This window comes from Paenibacillus polymyxa (assembly GCF_015710975.1).
Taxonomy (GTDB): Bacteria; Bacillota; Bacilli; order Paenibacillales; family Paenibacillaceae; genus Paenibacillus; species Paenibacillus polymyxa.
Window position 1 is genome coordinate 2,071,265 of the sequence record NZ_CP049783.1, and the last position, 22,968, is coordinate 2,094,232.

Annotated in this window: 15 protein-coding genes and 1 pseudogene; 8 read left to right on the forward strand and 8 right to left on the reverse strand. The window is 45.1% G+C overall.

The window, feature by feature from the left end; all coding sequences use genetic code 11:
* The first annotated feature begins 61 nt into the window (after positions 1 to 61).
* From G7035_RS09355 to G7035_RS09365, 3 genes and pseudogenes are all read left to right on the forward strand, one after another.
* A complete protein-coding gene (locus tag G7035_RS09355; protein WP_016822637.1) occupies positions 62 to 1,411 on the forward strand; it encodes a sodium-dependent transporter in 1,350 nt (449 codons plus the stop codon).
* Positions 1,412 to 1,685: 274 nt separating this feature from the next.
* The gene (locus tag G7035_RS09360; RefSeq protein WP_029515273.1) at positions 1,686 to 3,632 is read left to right on the forward strand and encodes an acyltransferase family protein; all 1,947 of its coding nucleotides are present in this window, start codon (positions 1,686 to 1,688) and stop codon (positions 3,630 to 3,632) included.
* A 201-nt stretch (positions 3,633 to 3,833) separates the two neighbouring features.
* Positions 3,834 to 4,789: pseudogene (locus tag G7035_RS09365) on the forward strand (polysaccharide deacetylase family protein).
* Positions 4,790 to 4,863: 74 nt separating this feature from the next.
* Here G7035_RS09365 and G7035_RS09370 read toward each other — a convergent pair.
* The 3 genes from G7035_RS09370 to G7035_RS09380 all read right to left on the reverse strand — a co-directional run bounded on the left by G7035_RS09370 (position 4,864) and on the right by G7035_RS09380 (position 9,031).
* Complete coding sequence (locus G7035_RS09370) at positions 4,864 to 5,991, reverse strand: glycoside hydrolase family 88/105 protein (RefSeq protein ID WP_016822640.1); 1,128 nt, start codon at positions 5,989 to 5,991, stop codon at positions 4,864 to 4,866.
* Positions 5,992 to 6,038: 47 nt separating this feature from the next.
* Positions 6,039 to 7,520 carry an MFS transporter gene (locus G7035_RS09375; RefSeq protein ID WP_230877844.1) on the reverse strand — a complete coding sequence of 494 codons (1,482 nt, stop codon included), beginning with the start codon at positions 7,518 to 7,520 and terminating at the stop codon, positions 6,039 to 6,041.
* Between the two features lie 161 nt (positions 7,521 to 7,681).
* Positions 7,682 to 9,031, reverse strand: coding sequence for a right-handed parallel beta-helix repeat-containing protein (locus tag G7035_RS09380; RefSeq protein WP_019688971.1), 1,350 nt, complete (start codon positions 9,029 to 9,031; stop codon positions 7,682 to 7,684).
* A gap of 332 nt (positions 9,032 to 9,363) precedes the next feature.
* Between G7035_RS09380 and lepB the strand changes: the two genes are divergently transcribed.
* Positions 9,364 to 9,984: a signal peptidase I gene (lepB, locus tag G7035_RS09385; RefSeq protein WP_019688970.1), complete on the forward strand. Its 621-nt coding sequence runs from the start codon at positions 9,364 to 9,366 to the stop codon at positions 9,982 to 9,984.
* 57 nt (positions 9,985 to 10,041) lie between these two features.
* On the opposite strand, the gene G7035_RS09390 is transcribed toward lepB, so the two are convergent.
* The 3 genes from G7035_RS09390 to G7035_RS09400 form a co-directional block, all read right to left on the reverse strand.
* On the reverse strand, positions 10,042 to 11,232 hold the full coding sequence (locus G7035_RS09390) for a GTP-binding protein (protein WP_049789377.1): 1,191 nt from the start codon (positions 11,230 to 11,232) through the stop codon (positions 10,042 to 10,044).
* A 253-nt stretch (positions 11,233 to 11,485) separates the two neighbouring features.
* Positions 11,486 to 12,316, reverse strand: coding sequence for a carbohydrate ABC transporter permease (locus tag G7035_RS09395; RefSeq protein ID WP_019688968.1), 831 nt, complete (start codon positions 12,314 to 12,316; stop codon positions 11,486 to 11,488).
* Positions 12,316 to 13,212: a carbohydrate ABC transporter permease gene (locus G7035_RS09400; protein ID WP_016822645.1), complete on the reverse strand. Its 897-nt coding sequence runs from the start codon at positions 13,210 to 13,212 to the stop codon at positions 12,316 to 12,318. Before G7035_RS09400 ends, G7035_RS09395 begins: the two co-directional genes overlap by 1 nt.
* Positions 13,213 to 13,334: 122 nt before the next feature.
* Here G7035_RS09400 and G7035_RS09405 point away from each other — a divergent pair, with 122 nt between their 5' ends.
* The 4 genes from G7035_RS09405 (at position 13,335) to G7035_RS09420 (ending at position 19,592) form a co-directional block, all read left to right on the forward strand.
* On the forward strand, positions 13,335 to 15,194 hold the full coding sequence (locus G7035_RS09405; RefSeq protein ID WP_019688967.1) for a sensor histidine kinase: 1,860 nt from the start codon (positions 13,335 to 13,337) through the stop codon (positions 15,192 to 15,194).
* A complete protein-coding gene (locus G7035_RS09410) occupies positions 15,187 to 16,833 on the forward strand; it encodes a response regulator transcription factor (RefSeq protein ID WP_019688966.1) in 1,647 nt (548 codons plus the stop codon). The genes G7035_RS09405 and G7035_RS09410 overlap by 8 nt, the downstream gene beginning before the upstream one ends.
* A gap of 106 nt (positions 16,834 to 16,939) precedes the next feature.
* Complete coding sequence (locus G7035_RS09415; protein WP_019688965.1) at positions 16,940 to 18,244, forward strand: ABC transporter substrate-binding protein; 1,305 nt, start codon at positions 16,940 to 16,942, stop codon at positions 18,242 to 18,244.
* Positions 18,245 to 18,563: 319 nt separating this feature from the next.
* Positions 18,564 to 19,592, forward strand: coding sequence for an NADH:flavin oxidoreductase/NADH oxidase (locus tag G7035_RS09420; protein WP_019688964.1), 1,029 nt, complete (start codon positions 18,564 to 18,566; stop codon positions 19,590 to 19,592).
* Between the two features lie 94 nt (positions 19,593 to 19,686).
* On the opposite strand, the gene G7035_RS09425 is transcribed toward G7035_RS09420, so the two are convergent.
* Positions 19,687 to 21,417, reverse strand: coding sequence for an ABC transporter ATP-binding protein (locus G7035_RS09425; protein WP_019688963.1), 1,731 nt, complete (start codon positions 21,415 to 21,417; stop codon positions 19,687 to 19,689).
* 116 nt (positions 21,418 to 21,533) lie between these two features.
* Positions 21,534 to 22,937, reverse strand: coding sequence for a PapB family radical SAM/SPASM ranthipeptide maturase (gene papB, locus G7035_RS09430; protein WP_019688962.1), 1,404 nt, complete (start codon positions 22,935 to 22,937; stop codon positions 21,534 to 21,536).
* Positions 22,938 to 22,968 lie beyond the last annotated feature (31 nt).

Below are 22,968 nucleotides of genomic sequence, written 5' to 3' on the forward strand. Positions count from 1 at the left end.
AAAATTATTTATGTACGCATGCTCAAGTTTATGCGTAAGTAGAGAGAATGAGGGGGATACCATGAATTTGGGCAAGGGGCAGAATAACCTGTCTGATAAGAATGAACGCTTCTCGTCGGCTGGATTCATTTTGGCAGCGATCGGGAGTGCGGCAGGACTAGGCAACATCTGGAAATTTCCGTATATTACCGGACAATATGGCGGAGCTGCATTTTTCTTGTTGTTTATTGTCTGCTTGTTGCTTGTTGGTTTGCCTGTGCTTTTAGCAGAGCTTGCGCTTGGTCGTGCAGGTCGAGGAAGTGCTGCCTCTGCAATGGTGAAAGTAGGCGGACATCCAATTTGGGGCAAGATGAGCATTATGTTTGTTATCGTGCCGTTTGTTATTTTGTCGTTCTATGCCATTGTAGGAGGATGGACACTGCATTATGCCGTAGAGGCATTTAGCGGAAGTCTGTTTTCGAATAATGATTTTGCTGGTCAGTTTGCTTCATTTTCCTCCGGCTATGCACCGTTGGTATGGTTGTTAATTGTTTTTGCATTTACAGCAGTCGTGGTTACCCTTGGGGTATCGAACGGAATTGAAAAGTTCAATAAAATTTTGATTCCTGCTAAGGTCATCCTGTTGCTCGTGCTGATGATTAACGCTCTCATGCTGCCAGGTTCTGGTGCGGGTGTATCCTTCTTTTTGAATCCTGACTTTTCTAAGTTAAGTATAGAATCTGCATTGGTTGCTTTGGGACATGCCTTCTTCTCCCTCTCACTGGGGATGGGGATCATGGTCACATATGGTGCTTATGTAGATCGTCGACAATCGCTGGGGGGAGCTATGCTGGCAGTGGGTGGCGGGGATTTAATCTATGCGTTTATCGCAGGTATGATCATTTTCCCTACAACCTTCTCCTTTGGTATTAACCCTGCCCAAGGACCGTCTTTGGTCTTTATTGCTTTACCGGCTGCATTCTCTGCCATGCCTTTCGGAGCTTTCTTCGGCGGTTTGTTCTTCGTATTGCTGGCGGTTGCAGCATTAGGCTCTATGGTATCCCTGCTGGAGGTACCCGTAGCTTATGTTATGGAGCGGTTCCGTTGGGGCCGGGTACGCTCGGTTGTCATCGTATCGATCCTGTGTCTGTTGCTGGGTGTCCCTTCTGCATTGTCGATGGGGTTGGTTCCAGAGTTAAAGGTGGGCGACAAATCTTTCTTTGACTTTGTTGACTTCACAGCGTCCAACATCTTCTTGCCATTGGGCGGCTTACTGATAGTTATATTCACAGGGTACTACTGGAAAACTGCTGGCGAGCATGCCAATCTCAAGCCTTTCTGGTTCCGTGTATGGTTGTTCGGCCTTCGGTATGTTGCACCGATCCTGATGTTGTTGGTCTTCCTTCATACTTCAGGGATCATCAAATTTTAATAGACACGAATTAAAAAAAAGGTATTTTCTTCCTAAGGTAAGAGATACCTTTTTTTGTATATCTATCAGTGGTTACCTAACTGTGGAAAGGAATGATATAATAAAAACATTGTCATTAATTTTAACTTCAATGAAATCATTACGATTATGAAGTTTTATATAATGAATGAAAAGGCTACAGGGCATCGCACAGACGATGTGCAGGAGAGGGAAAGGGCAGAAGAGCATTGAAACAGACAGAGAGTTCGAATTTGCAAGAAGGACGGCGGCTGAAATGAAGTCTAATCGGTTGTCGCCACAACGTCGTTATATGCCAGGTTTGGATGGATTAAGAGCACTGGCGGTCATCGCAGTCATTGTGTATCATTTGAATCCGGATTGGTTACCGGGTGGTTTGTTGGGTGTAGGCGTTTTTTTTACTTTGTCGGGGTATTTGATTACAGATATTCTAGTCAGTCAGTGGGATACATATCATAGTTTTAAAATGAAAGATTTCTGGGTGCGTCGTGCCAGAAGATTGCTGCCTGCCATGCTGACGGTGGTGGCTGTCATTGTCCTGTGCTCGTTGCTCTTCGATCCGTCACGGCTTACGGCCTTGCGCGGAGATGTACCTGCCGCATTGGTGTATATGAGCAATTGGTGGTTTATTTTCCATCAGGTTTCGTATTTTGAAAGTTTCGGTCCTCCTTCTCCGCTTGGGCATCTGTGGTCGCTGGCGGTGGAGGAACAGTTTTATATCCTGTGGCCTTTACTACTGGCGCTTGGGCTGAAGTACATGCCCAAGCGTATTGTACTGGCCGGATGGGTGATTTGTCTGGCGTTAATATCCGCGCTCCTGATGGCCGTGATTTACGTACCGGGAAGCGATCCGAGCCGGGTATATTATGGCACGGACACACGCGGCTTCGCTCTACTGATTGGTGCGGCGCTGGCCTTGGTATGGCCAAGCGGCAAGCTGAAAGAGCATGCTTCGGCGAAGGCGCGCTTGCTTCTAGATGGCGTCGGTGCAATCAGCTTGCTGCTGCTATGCCACTGGGCGTGGGCCTCGAATGAATATGACCCAGCTCTGTACCGCGGCGGCTTGCTGGGGATTGCGGTGGTCACTGCTATTGTGGTTGCAGCATTGGCACACCCGGTGAGCCATCTCGGTCGCCTGCTTGGACGCAAGCCGCTGCGCTGGATCGGCGCCCGTTCCTACGGACTGTATCTATGGCATTTTCCAGTTATCACGCTAACGACACCTCAGGTGGATACCGATGGTGTGCATGTGATGCGTATCGTTATACAATTGCTGGCTACCATACTGCTGGCGTCTCTCTCGTTTAAATATATCGAGGAACCGATTCGGCATGATGGATTCCGGCACTGGATTGCAGGAATTCGTTCAGCGGTTCGTCGGCAGATGCGGTGGAGATGGATCTCTACAACCGCAACAGCAATGCTTTGTATAGGTATTGGTGTGGGTACCGTTCACCTGTACGTGGTATCTCCTGACGCAACGTTGCAGGCAGCATCTAGTGATGAGCAGCCAATTGCCAAGGCAAAGGCGATGCCGCCGCTTCATGGAACGGTGTCCGTAGCTTCCAAGGAGCCTACAGCCACCAAGCCGCAAGGAGTCAAGGACAGCAAGGCTTCGTCCCAAGCCCAGACGCCTAAAAATACGGCAGTCAAGGCTGGTACTACGGATGGCGTTACGACACAGATGGAACCTTCGACCACATCCCAACAAGCTAAGCCTATGACAGGCGATGGCTCTAGTGTGACTGCCATTGGAGACTCTGTCATGCTCGATGTACAGTCGTACATTCAGGAATCCTTCCCAGGGGCTGTTGTGGATGGACGGATCGGCCGCCAAATGGCGGAAGCGCCTGCCGTACTGGAGCAACTGAGACAGAACGGACAGCTGGGCAAGACGGTTATTATTGAGCTGGGTACGAACGGCGCTTTTACCAAGGACCAGCTATCCAATCTGCTCGCCAGTCTGAAGGATACAAAGCATATTATACTTGTGAATACCCGTGTACCTCGGCCTTGGGAGAGCATTGTGAACAAGCATCTTGCTGAAGCTGCATCCCAAGACCCACGAATTACAATGATTGACTGGTATGCAGCAAGCTCCGGTAAAAACTCATATTTTGAGCATGATGGAGTACATTTAAAACCTAAAGGCGCTAAAGCCTATGCGTCTTTACTGGCTCAGGCCCTAACGAAGCAATCTTAATGAACAGAACCGCAATGATATTCATAAATTATGCAAATGCAAGATAAGAAACCACCGGGAGTAGGTTGTCCGTCCCCTGGTTGAAGTGCAACCTTAAACTTTCATCGGCCAAACCTCCCGGTTTTCCAATGTTCGTTGTAAGGTGCGCTTTCACCCTGCTCCGGTGGTTTTTCTTATTTTAGGGTGGAGGTACATAATCTAATGGAAAAGGGTTATTCACATAGTAGAACAAGAGAGCACCGCTTGAAGAGGAACAAAAGAAGGCTGATGCTGATTGCTATTGTATTATTTGTGGCAGGCTGCATTACTTTTATTGCGATAAAGGTCTCAGATAGCAAACCACATGCGCCGACTCAGGAGCTTGCTAAAAAAACAGATTCTGTATCCAAGGACTCATCCAAAGTTAAAGCCAGCGCAGGGGCAAACGATAAAGCAGCCTCTCCAAAAAATGATCCCGGTGTAGAAGACGGTGCCTTTGTTGAAAAATATTTAAATCAGCAAATGCTAGGAAAGATGCCCGATGGAGCCGATGGTAAGAAAGTGGCCTACTTATCCTTTGATGACGGTCCATCCGTGACGGTCACCCCCCAAATATTAGACATTCTGAAAAAGCAGAAGGTCAAGGCCACCTTTTTTATTGTAGGTAAAGAAGCCAATGAGAATGAGCATACCCGGAACCTTATCAAAAGAATTGTCAAAGAGGGTCACGCGATAGGAAACCATACGTACTCACATAACTATAAGTATTTATATCCGAACAGACGAGTAAATACGGATCATGTTATGCAGGAGATCGAGAAGAACAATCAGGTTTTAAAAAGCATTCTGGGACCAGAATTCTCCACCAGAATGATCCGATTCCCCGGGGGCACATGACATGGAACAGAAGAGATCCACAAGGAATGGCTGCTCTGGATAAGGTTTTACTTCAAAAGGATTACCATCAGGTGGACTGGAATGTATTAACGAAGGATGCAGAGGGAAGATCCAAGAAAGCACCCGCACTAATTAATCAGTTTATGAGGTCAGTCAAAGGCCGAGAAAAAGCGATCATACTCATGCATGACACTTATGGTAAAGAAGAAACAGCCAAAGCATTGCCGCAAATTATAGAATATCTGAAGAAACAGGGATATGAATTTAAGGTTATGAAGTAAGATATATATGAGAAAAGGACGGGGCTCATCGCCACCGTCCTTTGTGCTATTTAAAAGTACATAGTCCGCATCATTTAGATGCGCTCTGCTTCACCCATCGCCTGAATGAAAGCTCCGATACCTTTGGGATCGTTAGTTATAATCGGCTCGCTGATATAGTAAGCGAAGGTACCATCCCGGCGATCTTTACCACCTAGACCGCTTACTTGTACTGTTTTGTTCAGATTCACAAGTCCTTCTTCAGTAATCGTAATAAATTCATCAATAATACCTTTACGGATGATTTCTGCTTCTTGGCGATAATGCTCTGGCAGATAACCTTTGCGAACACCTTTGGCCATAGCGTATAGAATCATGCAGGAAGCAGATGCTTCCAGATAGTTGCCTTTCACATGGCCCAGGTTGAGCACCTGATAAAAGACGCCGCTTTCTTTATCACGCACTTTCAGCAAGGCTTCCAGTGTTTCTCTCAGCATATCAATCAAGACGGGACGATCTGCATGATCTTCTGGAATGTAGTCCAGCACGTCGACGAGTGCCATGACAAACCAGCCCATTGAGCGGCCCCAGAAATTTTTGGAACAGCCGGTTTCCGGGTTGCACCAATGCTGTTCCCGCTTCTCATCCCAAGCGTGATAGAGCAGACCCGTTTCAGGATCACGCGTATGCTTGTAGCATAGCTTGAATTGCAGGGTCACATCGTCAAACTCTGACGGATCTCCGAATTCGCGAATAAACTCAGCATAGAACGGGGCACCCATGTACAAGCCGTCAAGCCAAATTTGATACGGATAAATTTGCTTATGCCAGAATGCGCCCTCGCTTGTGCGTGGATGTTTTTCCAGCTGACTGCGTAATTGGAAGGCTGCCTTTTTATAGCGTTCATCGCCTGTGGCACGATACAGAGTGAAGAGCAGCTTGCCGTTATTCACATGGTCAATGTTATACTCATCTACTTTATAGCGCTGAATCACACCATTTTCATCAACAAAGTGATCCATATGTTTTTTTATATATTCCATATACTTGGGATCGCCTGTCAATTCGCCAACCCATTCCAAACCTCTGTAAATCACGCCATGGTCATATTCCCATTTTTCATAAAATTCCGGACTCCGTTTAATCACGGAATCGCTCATACGTACAGCCCAGGAATCTGTTTTTGTAGGATTTGTTGTTGGTTGCGATGTTGAATTTGCCATGATACAGTCACCTCTTCAGTAAAGTTTAATCTGTAATGTTATTGTTGTTACATAGACGGAGTGTGTGTCTTAGGATCAACGGGTTTGTTCTTAAAGCCCACATTATTGTTGCCCCAGCACCGATCGTAGCTGAAGCCTGTTAGTTGTTCGAACACTTTTCGAGCTTCTGGCTTGGCTGATTTCATGGAGCCACCGTTTTTGAGGCGGTCAATCTCGGCGATTAGCTTCTTGTGGCTGTCAATATCCAGCTTCATTACGACAGAAGCAATCATCCCGATGATTGCGAGAACAATAGTACCCACCACGAGTACATAGAAGATAGCGTGCTGAGCAGAGACTGGCTGACTCTCAGCTCCGGATACAAAGCCAAAGTGCTGTAACACCCAGCCGAGAATGAAAACGACAACAGCCCGCACCATTTTTCCGGCAAAAGTCATCATACCCGCATAAATACCTTCCCGGCGACGACCAGTCAACGCTTCATCCACATCGGCAAGGAACGTGTATTGATTCCAAGGAATGTAGTAGACGCCACCCGTACCAAGCCCCATGAACAGTGTGATGACATATAGCCACATCATCGTATTAGAGGCTCCTGTGAGATAGAGCAGACCATAACCTGCTACGCTAAAGCAAACGACGACGAGTGCGGCGATGAAAGGCATACGAAACCCTTTACGCACACAGAATTGGATGAAGAAATAGGTAGAAATCAGTTGAATGACAGAGTTGAAGCTGTTGAGATTGGATACCATTTCAGAGCTTTGGAACAAGGAGAAAACAATAAAGTACGTAAAAGCTGAAGTAAACAGCCACTCAGCTGAAAAGCCACCCAGGTACATCCCGAGATGGTGACGGAACGTCTTAACCCGAAATGTTGAGGAAATGTCGACAAACAACTTTCTCATGGAATCTATAAAAGAAAGCGGAGCTTCACCTTCCAGTTCCTTTTGTAGTTCCTCACTTGGACGCTCCCAGGAGTTTTTGTACAAGAATGCCATGGCAATCAGCAGAATTGCTGCAAAAACGAGACCGGTATACAAGAAAGGCAGCGGAGAGTCTTTGCCATAAGCAGCAATAAAGCGACCAGGGATAAAAGCGGCGGCAAAATTGGCGATTTTACCAAACATGGCCTTCCATCCGGTCAATCTGGAGCGTGCGCCAAAGTCCCGGGTCATCTCGGACGCTAGTGCTTCATACGGTACCATGACAGAGGTGTACACCAGTTCAAACAGCACGTACGTACTCAAGTAATACCAGAAGCCCAACCCATCTATCCAAAGCATCGGATACACGAGCATCAGCGGAATACCCATCATGATGAAAAAACGGCGTCTGCCGAATTTACGACCTAAGCGGGTTCGGTGAAAGTTGTCGCTGATAAAGCCCATGATCGGATTGCTGACCGCATCTATGATGCTGGCAACAGAGAAAATGGCTGCGGCCTGAACAGGAGACAGTCCGCAAAAGGTTGTATAAAAGTACATTAACCATGCACCACTAATAGCAAGTGCACCACTTCCCAGCATTTACCGCTTCCATAGGCAAGTGTATGTTTCAGTGTGATTTTTCGTTCCATGATCTGTTCACCTCATATTTTGTCTGGTTATGAGGACAATCACCGGTCGCTATATTATGCAGATTTGTCTAGGTTGGTAGATGGGCCAGGCGTCCTGATTAGGTGGGGCTTTTACCGTGCCCCTATATTTCCGCTCGGAGTACCCGAGCCAATCAGATCGCTTCCTTTGGCCAGCTTAAGGAAATCACCCAGCTGGATGGAACCGTCTGTACTTCGAGTGATGGAAGGCACGAGACTAACAAAGTCGTCTGCACTGGCTGCGAGACCTTTAGCATTCGTCGTTTTTTTGTTTTTCCACCAGACGTTAGAGTTATCTTGATCCGTACCACTTGTTTTATCACTTGCTGTTCCCTCGAAAGAAAGATTGTTAATGAACACGTGTTCACCCTTATCAAAGGCGAAATTGCTTTGTCCATTGTCCCATGAAGTATTGTTGGTCAAAGTAATGGTGCCAGGGTTGCTATTGTAGGTGAAACCGTGTTTTTTGTTTTGGAAAGCGATACTGTTTTTTACAATATGGTTGACCTTGATTTTGTCTCCACCCAGCTTAAAGCCGTTGCCGTCACTGTTCGCAGTAGACGTTCCATCAGAGGTTTGCCCGTTGTGATGGGCCACACTGTTCAAAATGGTTACGGCACCGATAGGGCCTGTTTCCGTTTTGCTGTACAGATCCCAGCCATCGTCTACGTTGTACGCTGCCAAGCAGTTATCGAACACATTGCCTGATCCTACAGTCAGTTTGGCTGCGAAGCCATCGGCATCCTCACCATTATCGGGATCGGCATTATCGTGAGAGTAGGAATTCAAGATCAAATTGTTCGCAGGCCACTCACTGGTGGAAGCGTTAGGGGAGTAACGCCCGAGCTGAAGTCCGGTGTCCCGATTGTGGTGGGTTTCCACATTTTCAATTCGGTTATTACTGCCGCCGATATAGATACCGTTATCTCCGGCACCTTTGACTTCAAGACCTTTGACCAGCCAGAAGTCTCCGTTAAGCTGAAGTCCCCGATTAGCTGAACCAAAGGCCTGAGCAGAGAAATCAAGTACAGGTTTTTCACTACCGTAAGCGACTAATCCTTTGAGTGAGCCGTTATTGCCGTTATTTCCACGCTGAATTGTAATCGTTGAGGAGTAGGCGTATTTACCACCGCGCAGGTAGATGGTTTTGCCAGGAGCAATTTGTGTCAGTGCTGCTTCGAGGGTGGTAGGACTAGATATGGTACCCGGATTGGACACGTTACCATTTGGAGCCACATATAAATCGCCTGCCGCTAACGTGGTGGAAACAGTTGTTGAATCGGTTGCACTAACTGCCTCCTCTGTGAGTGTGGTAGAGGGGAGGTTGTTGGATGGAATATCCGCGTAAGCGGTTCCAATAAGACAAGAAGAAGCAAAAACAAAAGAAACACCGAGTCTTAGAGCGTTAAAGCCGTTTTTTGAACGATCATTCCGTTTAAACATGTAAATTCCTCCTTATCTGAGCTCATATTTTAAAAGAAGATAGCACATATAAAAGTCGCTCATGCTGTCTTTCCATTAAAAAAACAGGACACCTCCTGGGGGACAGATTGATCTATCATAAGTCCAAAACGCTCTAAGAAGTATATGCACAGTGTAATATATGTTAACGTTTGCATCAACAGTTTTTTATTGTTTTTTTAATATTGTGAAAAAAAGTTCACACTTTTGTTTCAACTAAAAATACAGTTTTGCTAGACTGGGAAAATTTGATTATACTTAAACATTATACATATAATAGAAATGAAAACTGTGAGAAAAGGTGGGTTTAGCGCATGGAGAGCGGGAAGCATTTGACAAGTTCAACTTCCGAACCATTGCAGGAAAAGCGACCGCGAATGAACAATGAGATGATCGATTGGCTTAAGGCAATTATTGTTGCCATTGTGCTCGTGTTCATTATACGTTGGCTGTTATTTGCGCCATTTATTGTTGAGGGAGCATCCATGGAACCGAATTTCAAAACAGATGAACGAGTGGTCGTGAATAAGGTGATTTACGATTTTCGTGACCCCAAGGCAAGTGAGGTTGTTGTATTTCATGTAAAAAAGGAACAAAAGGACTTTATTAAGCGTGTGATTGGAGTGGCTGGAGATACGATTCAGTATCAAGGTGATCATCTTTATGTGAATGGTAAGAAAGTAGAGGAGCCATACATTCAAGAGGCTATCCAAGATGCTCACGCCAAGGGAGAATTATATAACAATGTGGACTTTCCAAACGGTACCATAACCGATTCCAAGGTTCCTGATGGGTATTTTTTTGTAATGGGTGACCACCGCAATAATAGTAGGGATAGTCGTGCAATTGGTTTTGTTTCCATCAAGGATATTGTCGGACGTGCGGATGTGATCTTTTGGCCGATTGATAACGCGCAATGGGTTAAGCATAAATAAGGCCAGAGCGCCTAAGATGGGAGGTAGTTGCTCACTTTAGGCGCTTTTTCAAACTCATTATATGTTTTTCGTAAACGGGTCAGGCAACTTGCGCCAGTCCTGTTCCATTTCTTCAGGGGTTAGCAGTGTCTTATCCAAGCTACGCTCGATTTCTTCCCGGTTCATATCGATACCAATAAATACGAGTTTGGTAACCCGGTCGCCATATTTCTCATCCCAATCGGGTGTTTTTTCAAAGTTTTCACCGAGATAGTATTGTCGTTCTTCTTCAGTCAAAGCAGACACCCATAGTCCTGCGCGTGCGAATTGTTTGGAGCTACCCGCCTGACTGAATGTAAAGGCAGTACGGTTTTGCGTGGCGAGCCACACTAATCCCTTGGAACGTACAACCTCAGTAGGCCATTGAGCCAGCCATTTCAATAAACGTTCGGGATGAAATGGGATTTTGCGCTTGTACACAAACGAAGCAATGCCATATTCCTCTGTCTCCGGTACATGTTCATCCTTGTTCATTTCCTGTATCCAACCCGCCGCCTGACTAGCAGTTTCAAAATCAAAGCGATGCGTGTTTAAAATCTCTTTTGGGTCCACTCTGCCGTATTCAGAACGGATAATTTTGGCGTTCGATTGAATGCTGCGCAGCACCTTTTCCAATCGTTCGAGTTCCTCTAAGGATACCAGATCGCACTTATTAATGATTAGCACGTCACAAAATTCCACCTGCTCTATGAGCAGATCAACGATGCCGCGTACATCCTCTGCCGCCATTTCCTGTCCACGATCCTTAAGAGAGTCCCTAGAATAGAAGTCTTCCCAAAACTCTGGTGCGTTCACGACGGTGACCATCGTGTCCAATCGGGTCAGTTTGGTCAAATCAATTCCATTTTGCTCATCTACATAACTAAAGGTTTGGGCCACTGGAATGGGCTCGCCTATACCTGTGGATTCAATAAGAATATAGTCAAACTTTTTTTCGAGCGCCAGTCGCTCTACCTCTTTTAATAAATCTTCGCGCAAGGTACAACAGATACAACCGTTGGACATTTCCACCAGCTTCTCATCCACACGGGATAATCCTCCACCGTCGCGAACGAGATCCGCATCCACATTAACCTCACTCATATCATTGACGATGACAGCTACCCGTAAGCCTTCCCGGTTATTCAGTACATGGTTCAGCAGTGTAGTTTTGCCGGAACCGAGGTACCCACTTAGTACCGTGACCGGTATTTTCTCATCTCTTTCCATAGCGTTTGCCAACGTAATCACTCATCCCTTCGAAAGTTTCATAAAATGTTGACTGTGCAGTAGTAACTGTAATGCGAGATAGGAAAGCAGCAGCACTTTCTGTTTGATAACTTAATCGTAATAATTACGAATAATGAAATTAGTAAATCATTTATGTGGAGAAATGTCAAGGAAGGTGGAGCCAATCAGTCAAAAGGACTTGCGTAAACTTTACGCAAGTCCTCTGGGGGTCATCTGTAATGATGTAATTGCCTCAGCCTTTGACGGCCCCGGCCACTACGCCTTTAACAATGTATTTTTGCAGAAAGATAAATACGATAATGGAGGGCAGTACAGCCATTACCATTGCGGTCATAGCATATTGCCAGTCTGATGTATATTGCCCAACGAAGGTATAGGCAGCCAGCGTAAGCGTTTTGGTGCTGGGTGAGCCGTTAACCATGAGCAGCGGAAGCAGAAAATCGTTCCATATCCACATCACGTCGATAATAACAATAGTAGCGGTGACCGATTTCAGCAAGGGAAAGATGACGGAAAAGAAAAGCCGAAAGCCTGAGGCTCCGTCGATCTTGGCGCTTTCGTCAATCTCGACCGGAATGCCTTTCACAAAGCCGTGATAGATAAACACTGCCAACGGGGCTCCAAACCCCCAGTACAGCAGGCCAAGCCCCCAAGTGCTGTCTGCCAAATTCAAGCCTTTCGCCAGGCGCAAGACGGTCAGCATAATAGACTGAAATGGAATCAGCATCGGCATAATGCACAGCATGTAAATGGCGGAGCTCCACTTGCTTTTCGTCCGTGCCAGCTTATAGGCAGCGATGGAGGATATTAGCACAATGCCTGCCAGCCCGAGCACAGTAATAATCGTGTTATTCAGAAATAAGCGTGGATAGTCAATGAACTTCCATACATATACGTAGTTATCCAGCGAAAGCTGCTTGGGCAGCGCAATGACGTCGGTCATGACCTCAGCGAAGCTTTTGAACGAATTGTTAATGGCGAGAAACAGCGGATACAAGAATAACAGCGACAATACAATCATGCCCGCTTCCAGCAAAATACGTCCCGTACGGCTGCGTTGCATCAGGCTTCAACCTCCCTGCGTTTGAAAATAGACAATTGAATAATCGTAATGACCAGCACTGCAACGAATAAAATCAAGGCTTTGGCTGTTCCGTAGCCATACAGATTGTTTTGGAACGTATCTCGGTAAATATCATACGCAATGCTGTATGTCGTACCTCCTGGCCCACCGCCAGTCAGCGATAAAATGACGTCGAACACCTTGATCGAGTTGGTCAGTGCCATGAAGACCGAGATCGTAATCGAGGGCGCAAGCATCGGTAAAATAATACTGAAAAATCTCCGAATCGGCCCTGCCCCATCCACGATGGCAGCCTCTTTTAGATCCTCAGGTACAGATTGCAAGCCTGCAATATAAATGACCATGTAAAAGCCAATGGATTGCCAGATGGATACCGCCAAAATGGAAATAAACGCGAGCCCTTCCTCGCCTAGCCAACTGAGCTGGAAGATGCCCCAGCCTGTACTGTGCCCCAGTGACTCAAAACCTTGCATAAAGATGAATTTCCATATAAAGCCGACAATGACGAGGCTGAGGATATAAGGAATAAAGAAAGCCGCGCGCAGCCAGGCCGAGCTTTTGAGCTTCATGTCGAGGACGAGCGCCAGCAAAATGGCCAGCACGTTTACCAATACAATGTACAGAATGGCATATTTGATCGTAAACCAGGCTGCATGTGCAAAGTTAGCGTCTCCGAGCAGGATTTGCTTGAAGTTATCCAGACCTACGAATTTCGGATGTTTGGATATGCCGTTCCACTTAGTCAGGGAATAGCGTATCGTCATCAAAAACGGAATATAAAATGCAATTGTAATGCACAAAATTACGGGCAGTGTGAACAAACCAAATTCCAGCTTACTGCCCTTGTCGCCCCATGTTCCCCTTTTTTTCAGCATAACGCACCTCTTTTTCTCAGCATTTTCCGGTCTTTCGCTCCAAGCTGTTTAAGATATAATGAAAGTATAGGATAGCCCCTAGGGCCGGACCAATGGATTTAAGAAAACAGTTGAGGGTAAAAATGTGTACGCTTTCAAAAGGGGCGGTTATCATGATGTCAGGGCATGTAGGAACAATCCTTCGATCCATGTGGAGGCGGATTACGCAAAAATTAGTGAACAAGCTCATTCTGCTTTTTACCTCGGTGATTATTCTGGTGGTGGGCTCACTCACGATTATTTCCTATCAGATGATTGAAAAGGAGTCGGTCAATCATAGCATCGCCAGCACGACGAATAATCTGCTGCTGGTCAATCAGAATTTGGAGGATTACTTGGAGGGAATGCAGCAGTTGGCCCTTCCACAGCTTCGCTATAACGATATCATGAACGCGATTGCCAATGAGAACCGGGACTACGCTGCACGAATGGTCATTGAAAATTACTTGCGCAACATGTTCTATTCCCGCAATGATCTGGAAGCGATTTATCTGTATGTGGCGGACCGGCATCAATACTACGTGGTGACTAGGGAAACGTACAATATTACAGTACGCAAAGGAATAAACACGGATATTCCCAAGCTTCCCTGGTATAAAGAGGCGATGGACAGTACCGCTAACGAATCTTTTCAATCCTTTGTAGAGTCCCGCTCTGATATGGGCTATGTGGCGCCACAAGCCAGCTTTATGGCTTACCATCGAGTGCTGAGATCGATTGCATCCCGTCACCCGCAGGCAGTGTTGTCCTTTTATTACAACACGAGTGCCGTAGATGAAATCATGCGAAATATTCCACTGGGTAAAGGGGATCAACTGATGCTAATCAGCCCCAAGCGGGTTCCCTTTTATGTGAACAGCCTTCCGCTGTATGAACGAATGCGTGATTCTGGCGTATTGGCCCAGATCGGAGAGGGAGGAAGCGGGCGAGTAACGTGGTCAGACAGCAACAGCAACCAGGAGTATTTGGTCGTGTATGATGAAGGTGAAAAGGACGGGTGGCAGCTCATCAAACCGATTCCATATCGCCAAATTTATGAGGCAGCTACGACCACACGGAATTGGAGTTATGTCATCGGGGCTTTATTTTTAGGTGTGTCTATTATTTTGGTGACCCTGACCTCGAACGCCATTACCCGACCTTTACATAAGCTATCTACCCAGATGAAACGGTTCAGCACCGGAGATTTTGAGGCAAGGGCTCCTGTGAAGGGGCATGACGAGATTGCATATTTGTCGCTGCACTTTAACGAAATGGTCCAAAGAACCGAAGAACTTATTAATGAGCGCTATCGCATGAAGCTGGTCGAAAAGAATGCCATACTCAAGGCGCTGGAGGCTGAGATTAATCCCCATTTTCTGTACAATGCCTTACAAGCCATATCTACACAGGCATTAAAGCGGAAGATGTTCGATATGGCGGATATGGTGGATGCATTGGCCCAAACTTTGCGGTATTCCATCAACGGCAAGGATATCGTAGCTGCCCGCGAGGAGCTCAAGCATATTGAACGATATATAGGTCTGCAAAAGGCAAGATTCGGGGCGAGACTTCAGGTCGAAGTGGTATGGGAGGACACGCTGATGGAGCTGCCAATTCCGAGATTATCCGTGCAAACGTTGGTAGAAAACTCTATCAAGCATGCACTAGAAAAAGTATCAAGTGACATTCTGATCGTCATTTCAGCCGAATCGGGTGCTACAGACGCTACAATTTCAGTCAGGGACAACGGACCTGGAATTTCAGAGGACAAGCTGAAAATAGTGTTGGATTCGTTCCACGAAAAATGGGAAGAGCGGGAGAGCGAGCATATTGGCTTGAAGAATTTGAACACACGGTTGAAGCTTTTGTATGGAGATCATGCAGGATTATTCATACTTACGGATGAAACGGGCACGGAAATGAGAGTGCAAATTCCCCGGGGAGGAGTCGACCATGTATAACGTATTGATTATTGACGATGAAGAACCGTTACGAGAGGCCATTCGTATTGTTGGAGACTGGGATCGTCTGGGCATCGAACATATTTATGAGGCGACGAATGGAAGGTTGGGGATGGAACTGCTCGGTCAGCATCCTATCGATGTGGTGATGGTGGATATGAAAATGCCGGAGATGAACGGCATTGAATTTCTTCGTGTGGTCGAAAAGGCATATCCCCATCTGCTGACCATTGTCATTAGTGGCTACAACGACTTTGAATTTACGCGACAAGCGATTCAATCACGGGTAGTAGATTATCTGCTCAAGCCTATCAACCGCCAGGATCTGAATCAGGCCCTGCGCAAGGCGGTGGACATTCTGGAAAGCCGCAAGCAAAGCCAAGACGAATTCATCAACCAGAGCATTACGCTGAATATGTCACTACCGAAGCTGAAAGAGAAGCTGTATGTATCCATTTTGGATGGCAGCTTTAAAAGGCAGGCCAATACGTCGTTGCTCCCACTAATTGGAGCCGATCGGGCGGAGAACCGCTTTGGGGTGATCGTGCTACGGTTACTGAACAGGGATGAGATTCGCAGGACTCGTTTTCATGGCGATGTCGACCTGATGGATTTTGCGGTAACTAATGTATTAGCGCAAACATCAGATGAACGGTTGCGTTGTTTTAGCTTCCCCCACCCGCGAAGAGAGCGTGAGGTCGTATCGATCTGTACTCTGGCCCCAGGACAAGAAGAACATATGTCCCTCCTACTGGCACAAGTGGCACAGAAGGCGGTTGCGAACCTGCATGGGCTGTTCAGTATGGTGGTAGCAGCCGGAGTGGGCAAGCTCTGTTCAGACGTAGTGGAGCTGGCTTCTGCGTATAGGGATGCCAAGAGGTTCATTCACAATACAGATGTGTTGAAGCTGGAAGGGGAATCTATTCTCCACACGGTACCGCGGCAAATGGGGACGTCAGAGGAAATGCCATGGACGGATCGGTTGTTGTCGATCCAAAAGGATGCTCAGAACGGTCAGGCCAACCGAGCAAAGGTACTCCTGAGCGATCTATTGAAACAATTGGCAGCTGGTCCTGTTTTCCGTTTACAGGATGCGGATCGATTGCTGCGGGAGTTCCATTTTTTATTGAGAGAAGCAGCGATTGAACTGGGTACGCCTATGTCCGCGTCTAATCAGGAGGGAACTTTGGGGGAATTGGGTCGTGTGATTGAAGGTGAGCTATCTGCTGATTTTGCGAGCTTTGCCGACTACAGCCAGAGACTATACCAGATACTGGAGCTCTACATTGCCGGGGTCCAACATGCACAGGCGGGTAACCAACCCTTTGATATTACAGAGATCAAAAAATACATCGAGCGATACTATTTTGAAGATATCAAAATCTCGTTTTTTGCCGAAACCTATTTTTTGAGCCGGGAATATCTGATGAAGTTGTTCAAGCAGCAATTTGGTTACGGTATTCACGAATATGTACAGAAGGTCAGAATGGACAAGGCGAAGGAGCTACTGGGTGATTCCAGCCTGAAAATTCAGGAAATTTCCGATATGCTCGGTTATAAGGATAAAAACTATTTCAGCAAGGCTTTTCGCAATTATTATCAGGTGTCACCTTCAGAGTATCGCGTGAGCCTGCAATAAACCACTTTTTTACCCTTAACGCTTCACTAATCTGCCTTTTTAAATGAGGCTATATTTTTTAGAATGAGCGCATGAACGTTGATCACAAACAGATGGGGGAGTATCCATGTTAAAGAAGATGATGGCGTTATCCGGCAGTTTGCTTTTGACGGTCGGTTTGTTGAGCGGATGTGGAAGTAGTGGTGGCACAGATGCGGCTAAAGAAAGCGCTGGCGGCAAAGATGATTTGAAAACGGTTACAATAAACATGTTTACAGCCTCACCGGAGTATACCGATGCTTTTAACGCGTACATCGAGGAGTATAAAAAGGTCAAGCCTAATGTAAAGATCAATCTGGAGATCATGCAGGCAGACTACAACACCATTCTCAAGTCAAAAATAGCTTCAGGCAGTACACCGGATGTGTTCCAGACCACGGCCGGAGGCGACATCGACACCTATGCTGATTATAGCGCTGATCTGACCAATGAACCGCTGGCAGCAGCCATGACGGATGCCGTCCGGGCCAATATGAGTTCCAGTGACGGCAAAGTGCTGGGATTACCAGTCAAGGGAAACCTGTTTGCTTTGATTTACAATAAAGATTTGCTTACCAAGGCCGGAATAACCTCTCCGCCGAAGACGATTGCCGAGATGCAGGATGCTGTTACCAAGCTAGAGGCGAAGGGCATTACTCCATTTGCTAATGCATATAAAGAGTGGTGGGTATGGAAGCATATCTTCCAACACTATGTAGATGCTGCTGCGCAGGATGCCGGGGTAGAGCCAAAGCAGCTCGTTGATGATTTTATTGCAGGTAAAGCAAAAATCAAGGACTATCCAGTGCTCTACAACAACTTCTTTAGCTTCATTGATCTGACGGTGAAACATGGTACAGATAAGCCGCTGGAACGGGACAGCAATGCGGGAGTAAGTGATTTTGCATCTGGAAAAGCTGCATTTATGACGGGTAAAGGTGCGTGGGATGAGGAAGCAATCAAGAAAATTAACCCTGATCTCAAGATTGGCATCATGGGATATCCGGTGAGTGACAAAGCGGACCAATCGGTCATCATTACCGGTGCGGATCAGGCGCTACGTATCAACAAGGACTCCGAAGTATCCAAGGAAACGATTGAATTCTTCAACTGGCTGTACACTTCGGAATACGGTAAGAACTGGTTCTCCCAGGTAGCGAAGGTGATTCCTCCAATTAAGGATGCACCGCTTCCTGATCTGGAAATGCCTAAGGAAATGGATAGCATTTTGAAAACATCCAAGTCCGGTGATCTGTCTGTCAACTACTCGCTGGATACATTCCACCAAAAATTTGGTGAGCTGATGCAGGCTTATATCAGTGGTAACATGAACAAGGATCAGGCGGTTGCAGAGATTGAGAAGGCATGGGTCCAATTAGGCTCAGCGCAATAAAATTGGTTTCGCAGAGGCGCCCGTAAGGGCGTCTTTTTGTGTTATGGCTAAGAGTCGGAAAAATGCAGACAAAAAAATATTTAATAATATTTAAATATTTACTTGCAAAAAGTTATTAAGTTGTGGATAATAGATTGTGTGCAATATATCTACAACCTTACGATATACATAATGACTGCAAGGTGCAAATACGAAGGGATACCCCAGTTGGGGAATCTCTTTGTTTCGTTTGGACTGTGCCGATTGTGCTTATAATAGACCGTGTAATTTGGAACACATTTTTAGTTATGTGGTAGAGATGAAAAAGGAGATGAGCGTTTTGAAGACTTCGTTGTTTACACCGTACACACTCAGAGATTTGGAGTTAAAAAATCGTGTGGTCATGGCCCCAATGTGCCAATACTCGGTGACAGCCAAGGACGGAATTCCGAATGATTGGCATCATGTCCACTACCTAAGCCGGGCAATTGGAGGCACGGGTCTGATTATTATAGAAATGACGGACGTGGAACCGGATGGACGGATTACGGATAACGATCTGGGGCTTTGGTCAGATGAACATATTCCGGCGTATAAGAAGCTGGTCGACGGTATTCATGCGCACGGGGCCAAGGTTGGCATACAGATTGCTCATGCAGGCCGTAAAGCTGAGGATGCAGCAGAGCCGGTGGCTCCTTCAGCGATTGCATACCCGGATGCAAATTATAAACAGCCGCGCGCACTGACCACAGAGGAAGTCCGTGGTATGGTACAAAAATTCGGAGACGCTGCTCGCCGGGCGATTCAAGCAGGCGTGGATACAATCGAGCTTCACGGTGCACACGGTTACCTGATTCACCAATTCCACTCGCCAGTTACGAACAAACGGGATGACGAGTATGGTAAGGATTTATCCCGTTTCGGCGTAGAAGTCGTTCAGGCTGTGCGTAAGCAAATGCCTGCGGGTATGCCGTTAATCTTCCGCATCAGCGCGGTGGAATACGTAGATGGTGGATACGATGTGGATCATGCTATTGAACTGAGCCGCGCATATCAGGCTGCAGGCGTAGATATGATCCATGTCAGCTCGGGCGGAGAAGGCCCGGCTGGAGCCAGAAAACCAGGCAACTACCCGGGCTATCAAGTGCCGTTTGCCCGCCAAATCCGCCAGGCGCTGAACATCCCAGTAATCGCCGTCGGCATACTGGATGACCCAGCCTTAGCGCAGTCTGTAATCGGCAATAAGGATGCCGATCTGGTCGCTGTAGGACGCGGATTGCTGCGCGACCCTTATTGGGCGATTCATGCAGCGGTGGCGCTGCGCGGCGAAAAGCCCTCCGTACCTGAACAATATCAACGTGGCTACTGAGGCCTAAGTATTCCCACGTTGTTTATATATAAACAGGCACCTGCAACGAAGTGTACGCTTCGTCGGGTGCCTGTTTTGTTTTTATGGGTTGTCTTTATTTGTAGGAGGGCTCCGGCACTTCATTTTGTAGAAAATCTATTTGTTTCATATAAGAGTTAGAATAAGTGCTGTTATAAGACATTAGATCCGCATGGCTGCCCTGTTCTACAATTTGACCATTTTGAACAACTAATATATGATCCGCATGAATGACTGTTTGGAATTTATGAGCAATAATAATGATAGTTCGTTTACCCTTAAGCTCATTTAAAAGGCGCAAGATTAGAGATTCAGTTTCAGCGTCAAGGGCAGAGGTTAGCTCATCCAAAATGAGCACAGGTGCATTGTGAAGCAATGCCCTTGCTATAGCCAGACGTTGTTTCTGGCCTACCGATAAGTCATATTTTCCAGAAATAATATTAGTGTTATATTTTTCGGGAAGGGATGAGATATAGTCATGTAGCCCCACCTTCTTTGAAATATTAACAACTTCATCTAAAGTAGCATTTTTATTGCCAAAGGCAATATTATTGAATATGGTTCCTGTTGTTAATAATTCTTCTTGTGTGACTACTGCTATATTTTTATAGAAGTAATTTTTATTCAAATCGTGTAATCTGTTATCCCCATAGTGGATCTCGCCCTTAGTCGGAATGACTTCTCCGGTTAGGAGCTTCACAATAGTCGTTTTACCAGATCCACTTTCGCCTACGATACCTAACATTTGATTTTTTTTGATTTCAAACGAGATGTCATCAAGAATAGGAGTAAGACTGTTATAGGAAAAAGATACATTTTTTACATATATTCCATTTCCCATAAATTTCTCAATTTTTGTGCCGTTCCAAACATCATTTAAATTGAAAAAGTTAAGAATCCTTTCAGCTGAAGCTACCGCTGATTGCACACCTACGTTTAATTGTGACAAACGTGATACCGGTTGTAGCAACTTGACTATATATGTACTGAAAGCAACCAGTGTACCTAAAGTAATCTCTCCATAAATTAGTAAAAAACCTCCAATAACTAGTAAAAGTAAAGGGAAAAATCCGCTTAAAAAGTTACTGATTATACCTAGTAGCAGTTCTCGCGCAAAAAGTTTTTTCAAAATACGAACCAAAAGGATTTGTTCTCTGCAAAATAGGGCATTACTATATTTTTGACGGTTAAATCTGATTGCAGTCCATTTTTGTTTCAAACCTAACTGAAGGGTTTCTGTCATATCTTCATATTGTTTTTTGTAGGCAACATTTAATTGGTAGACTTTCTTTTTGGAATTGTAGTATAAGAAAAAGTAAATAGGGATAAAGATCAGGGAGACCGTTGCCAGCTTCCAATTCATAAAATAGAGAACAACAACGGTTGCGACAATCGTCAGACAGTCCGTAAACATAGCTATAAATGCTTGATTTAGCAATCCAGTAAGAGCTTCGACATCATTATAGAGTAAGGAAATAATTTTTCCGGGGGGCTGATGACTTCGTAAATTAAGATTTTGTTGATAAATATCATTCCTCAATCGGAACTGTAATAAATTTTTGATTTTAAAAATGATTGAATCTCTCAGTGCTCCTGTCAATCCTCCACCAATTAGTAGTAATAAAAAAAGGCCACCTAAATAGCAGATCTCTTTAGCTGAGAGTGTTTCTGTGTTATAGGAATCTATCAGCCGCTGCATTAAAATAGGTTGGTAGATCATGAACAATATATTTATGATAATGATACAAAGTACAGTAATTTGTAGTGCCAGTAAAGGCTTAATGTATTTTCTGATTAGTTGGAACATAAAATAGGCCCTCCATATTTAGGGATAAAGCCAGATAAGAAAGAATCAGAGTAGCTAGATCGGCATTGTTAATAAATGATATGAAGTCTTAGAGGCACAATGCCGAGTAGTTATTACTAACCAAAAAGGATGCTTCTTTGTTCCTGGGTAAGTTGGAGGTATAAATTTATAGTAGCGTTAATGAAATTCTTAGTTACTTTGCAAAGTTTACCGACAGGTTGATTGACATTTCCGTTCTCCGCGAAGTTCTCTTGATGGCATCCACCACCACAAAGATTTTTGGCCCAACACTTTGAACAGGTGGTTCTATTTCTTACTGTTGAATTCTCAATGAAATTATACTGTTTGCTCAATGGATCTTCATCAAATAGATTGCCAATAGAGCATTCATCCTCGCCTACAAAACGATGGCAAGGGAACAAATTTCCCCTAACATCAACAGCGGCCGCATTCGTACCCGCTCCACAAAAGTGGATTCTAGGACCGCCAGAATGAATTTTACTAAGCATGCCAAGGACATTGGACATTTTTTTGGCTGTAACATAGTCTTCACGTTCCAGTAACTCTCGGAATTGCTCTACGAGTTTAACCATTTCTTTGGATAAAGTATCGTAATGATCGTCCGATAGGGAATAAAGTGCTGGAGATAAATATATTTTTCTGAACCCCAGTTTCACTAAATGATCAAAAGATTTAGAAAGGTCAAGCTCTGCAGGAGTTACTGTACCGCGCGCGCCTATTTTACGATCATTTCTCATTTCTTCTGTACGCTTCAAGAGTAAATCGTAGGATCCTTGTCCACCTTTAAAAAAACGATTGAAATTATGCGTTTTTTCATCACCATCTATGCTGGTCTGCACCGCAAAATGATGTTTGTAAAAAAAGTTTTTGATTTTAGGAGTGATAAGTGTACCATTTGTCGTTATTGAAAAAGAAAATTTCTTATTATGAATTTCGGATTGCTCATGAACATACTGTACCGTCTCTTGTATGAGAGGGAAATTTAACAAGGGTTCACCGCCGAAAAAGGTGATATTCAATTGCTCTATTTCACCCGATTGTTGGATCAGAAAGTCTACGGCAGATCTAGCAATCTCTGAAGTCATTTTCCCTTTTTGATTATATTCTCCTTCCTCCCCATAACAGTAAGTACATCTAAGGTTACATTCTTGCACCATAAATAAGGTCAGAGAGGATAATTTGAAGACTCTTTGCGAGTTATCAAGTATCCCCATTTTTTCAACATCTGATATGTTAGCATCTGTGGCAATAATGTATGCTTCCTTCATATTTTGGATGGCTTCTCTTACCTGTGATAATTCATAACGCTCGGCTAAATCCTTAACAACGTGCTCCTCGTTTTTGCCTTTACTATGTAGAATATCGATAATTAATGAGTCAATCTCAAATATGGCATTCGTTACAACGTTATAAAAGAAGGTTTTTGAGTCAACTTCAAACAATTTATAAGGGTGGAAATGAATGAGTTCATCTTCTCTATCCTGAATCAGATTAGCCATTGCAAAGACCTCACTTTTACTATTGGGATAA

Bases quoted from the DNA above. Each gene is read 5' to 3' on its own strand.
- G7035_RS09355 (WP_016822637.1), top strand. From the start codon at position 62: ATGAATTTGGGCAAGGGGCAGAATAACCTGTCTGATAAGAATGAACGC.
- G7035_RS09360 (WP_029515273.1), top strand. From the start codon at position 1,686: ATGAAGTCTAATCGGTTGTCGCCACAACGTCGTTATATGCCAGGTTTG.
- G7035_RS09370 (WP_016822640.1), bottom strand. From the start codon at position 5,991: ATGGCAAATTCAACATCGCAACCAACAACAAATCCTACAAAAACAGAT.
- G7035_RS09375 (WP_230877844.1), bottom strand. From the start codon at position 7,520: ATGCTGGGAAGTGGTGCACTTGCTATTAGTGGTGCATGGTTAATGTAC.
- G7035_RS09380 (WP_019688971.1), bottom strand. From the start codon at position 9,031: ATGTTTAAACGGAATGATCGTTCAAAAAACGGCTTTAACGCTCTAAGA.
- lepB (WP_019688970.1), top strand. From the start codon at position 9,364: ATGGAGAGCGGGAAGCATTTGACAAGTTCAACTTCCGAACCATTGCAG.
- G7035_RS09390 (WP_049789377.1), bottom strand. From the start codon at position 11,232: ATGGAAAGAGATGAGAAAATACCGGTCACGGTACTAAGTGGGTACCTC.
- G7035_RS09395 (WP_019688968.1), bottom strand. From the start codon at position 12,316: ATGCAACGCAGCCGTACGGGACGTATTTTGCTGGAAGCGGGCATGATT.
- G7035_RS09400 (WP_016822645.1), bottom strand. From the start codon at position 13,212: ATGCTGAAAAAAAGGGGAACATGGGGCGACAAGGGCAGTAAGCTGGAA.
- G7035_RS09405 (WP_019688967.1), top strand. From the start codon at position 13,335: ATGTGTACGCTTTCAAAAGGGGCGGTTATCATGATGTCAGGGCATGTA.
- G7035_RS09410 (WP_019688966.1), top strand. From the start codon at position 15,187: ATGTATAACGTATTGATTATTGACGATGAAGAACCGTTACGAGAGGCC.
- G7035_RS09415 (WP_019688965.1), top strand. From the start codon at position 16,940: ATGTTAAAGAAGATGATGGCGTTATCCGGCAGTTTGCTTTTGACGGTC.
- G7035_RS09425 (WP_019688963.1), bottom strand. From the start codon at position 21,417: ATGTTCCAACTAATCAGAAAATACATTAAGCCTTTACTGGCACTACAA.
- papB (WP_019688962.1), bottom strand. From the start codon at position 22,937: ATGGCTAATCTGATTCAGGATAGAGAAGATGAACTCATTCATTTCCAC.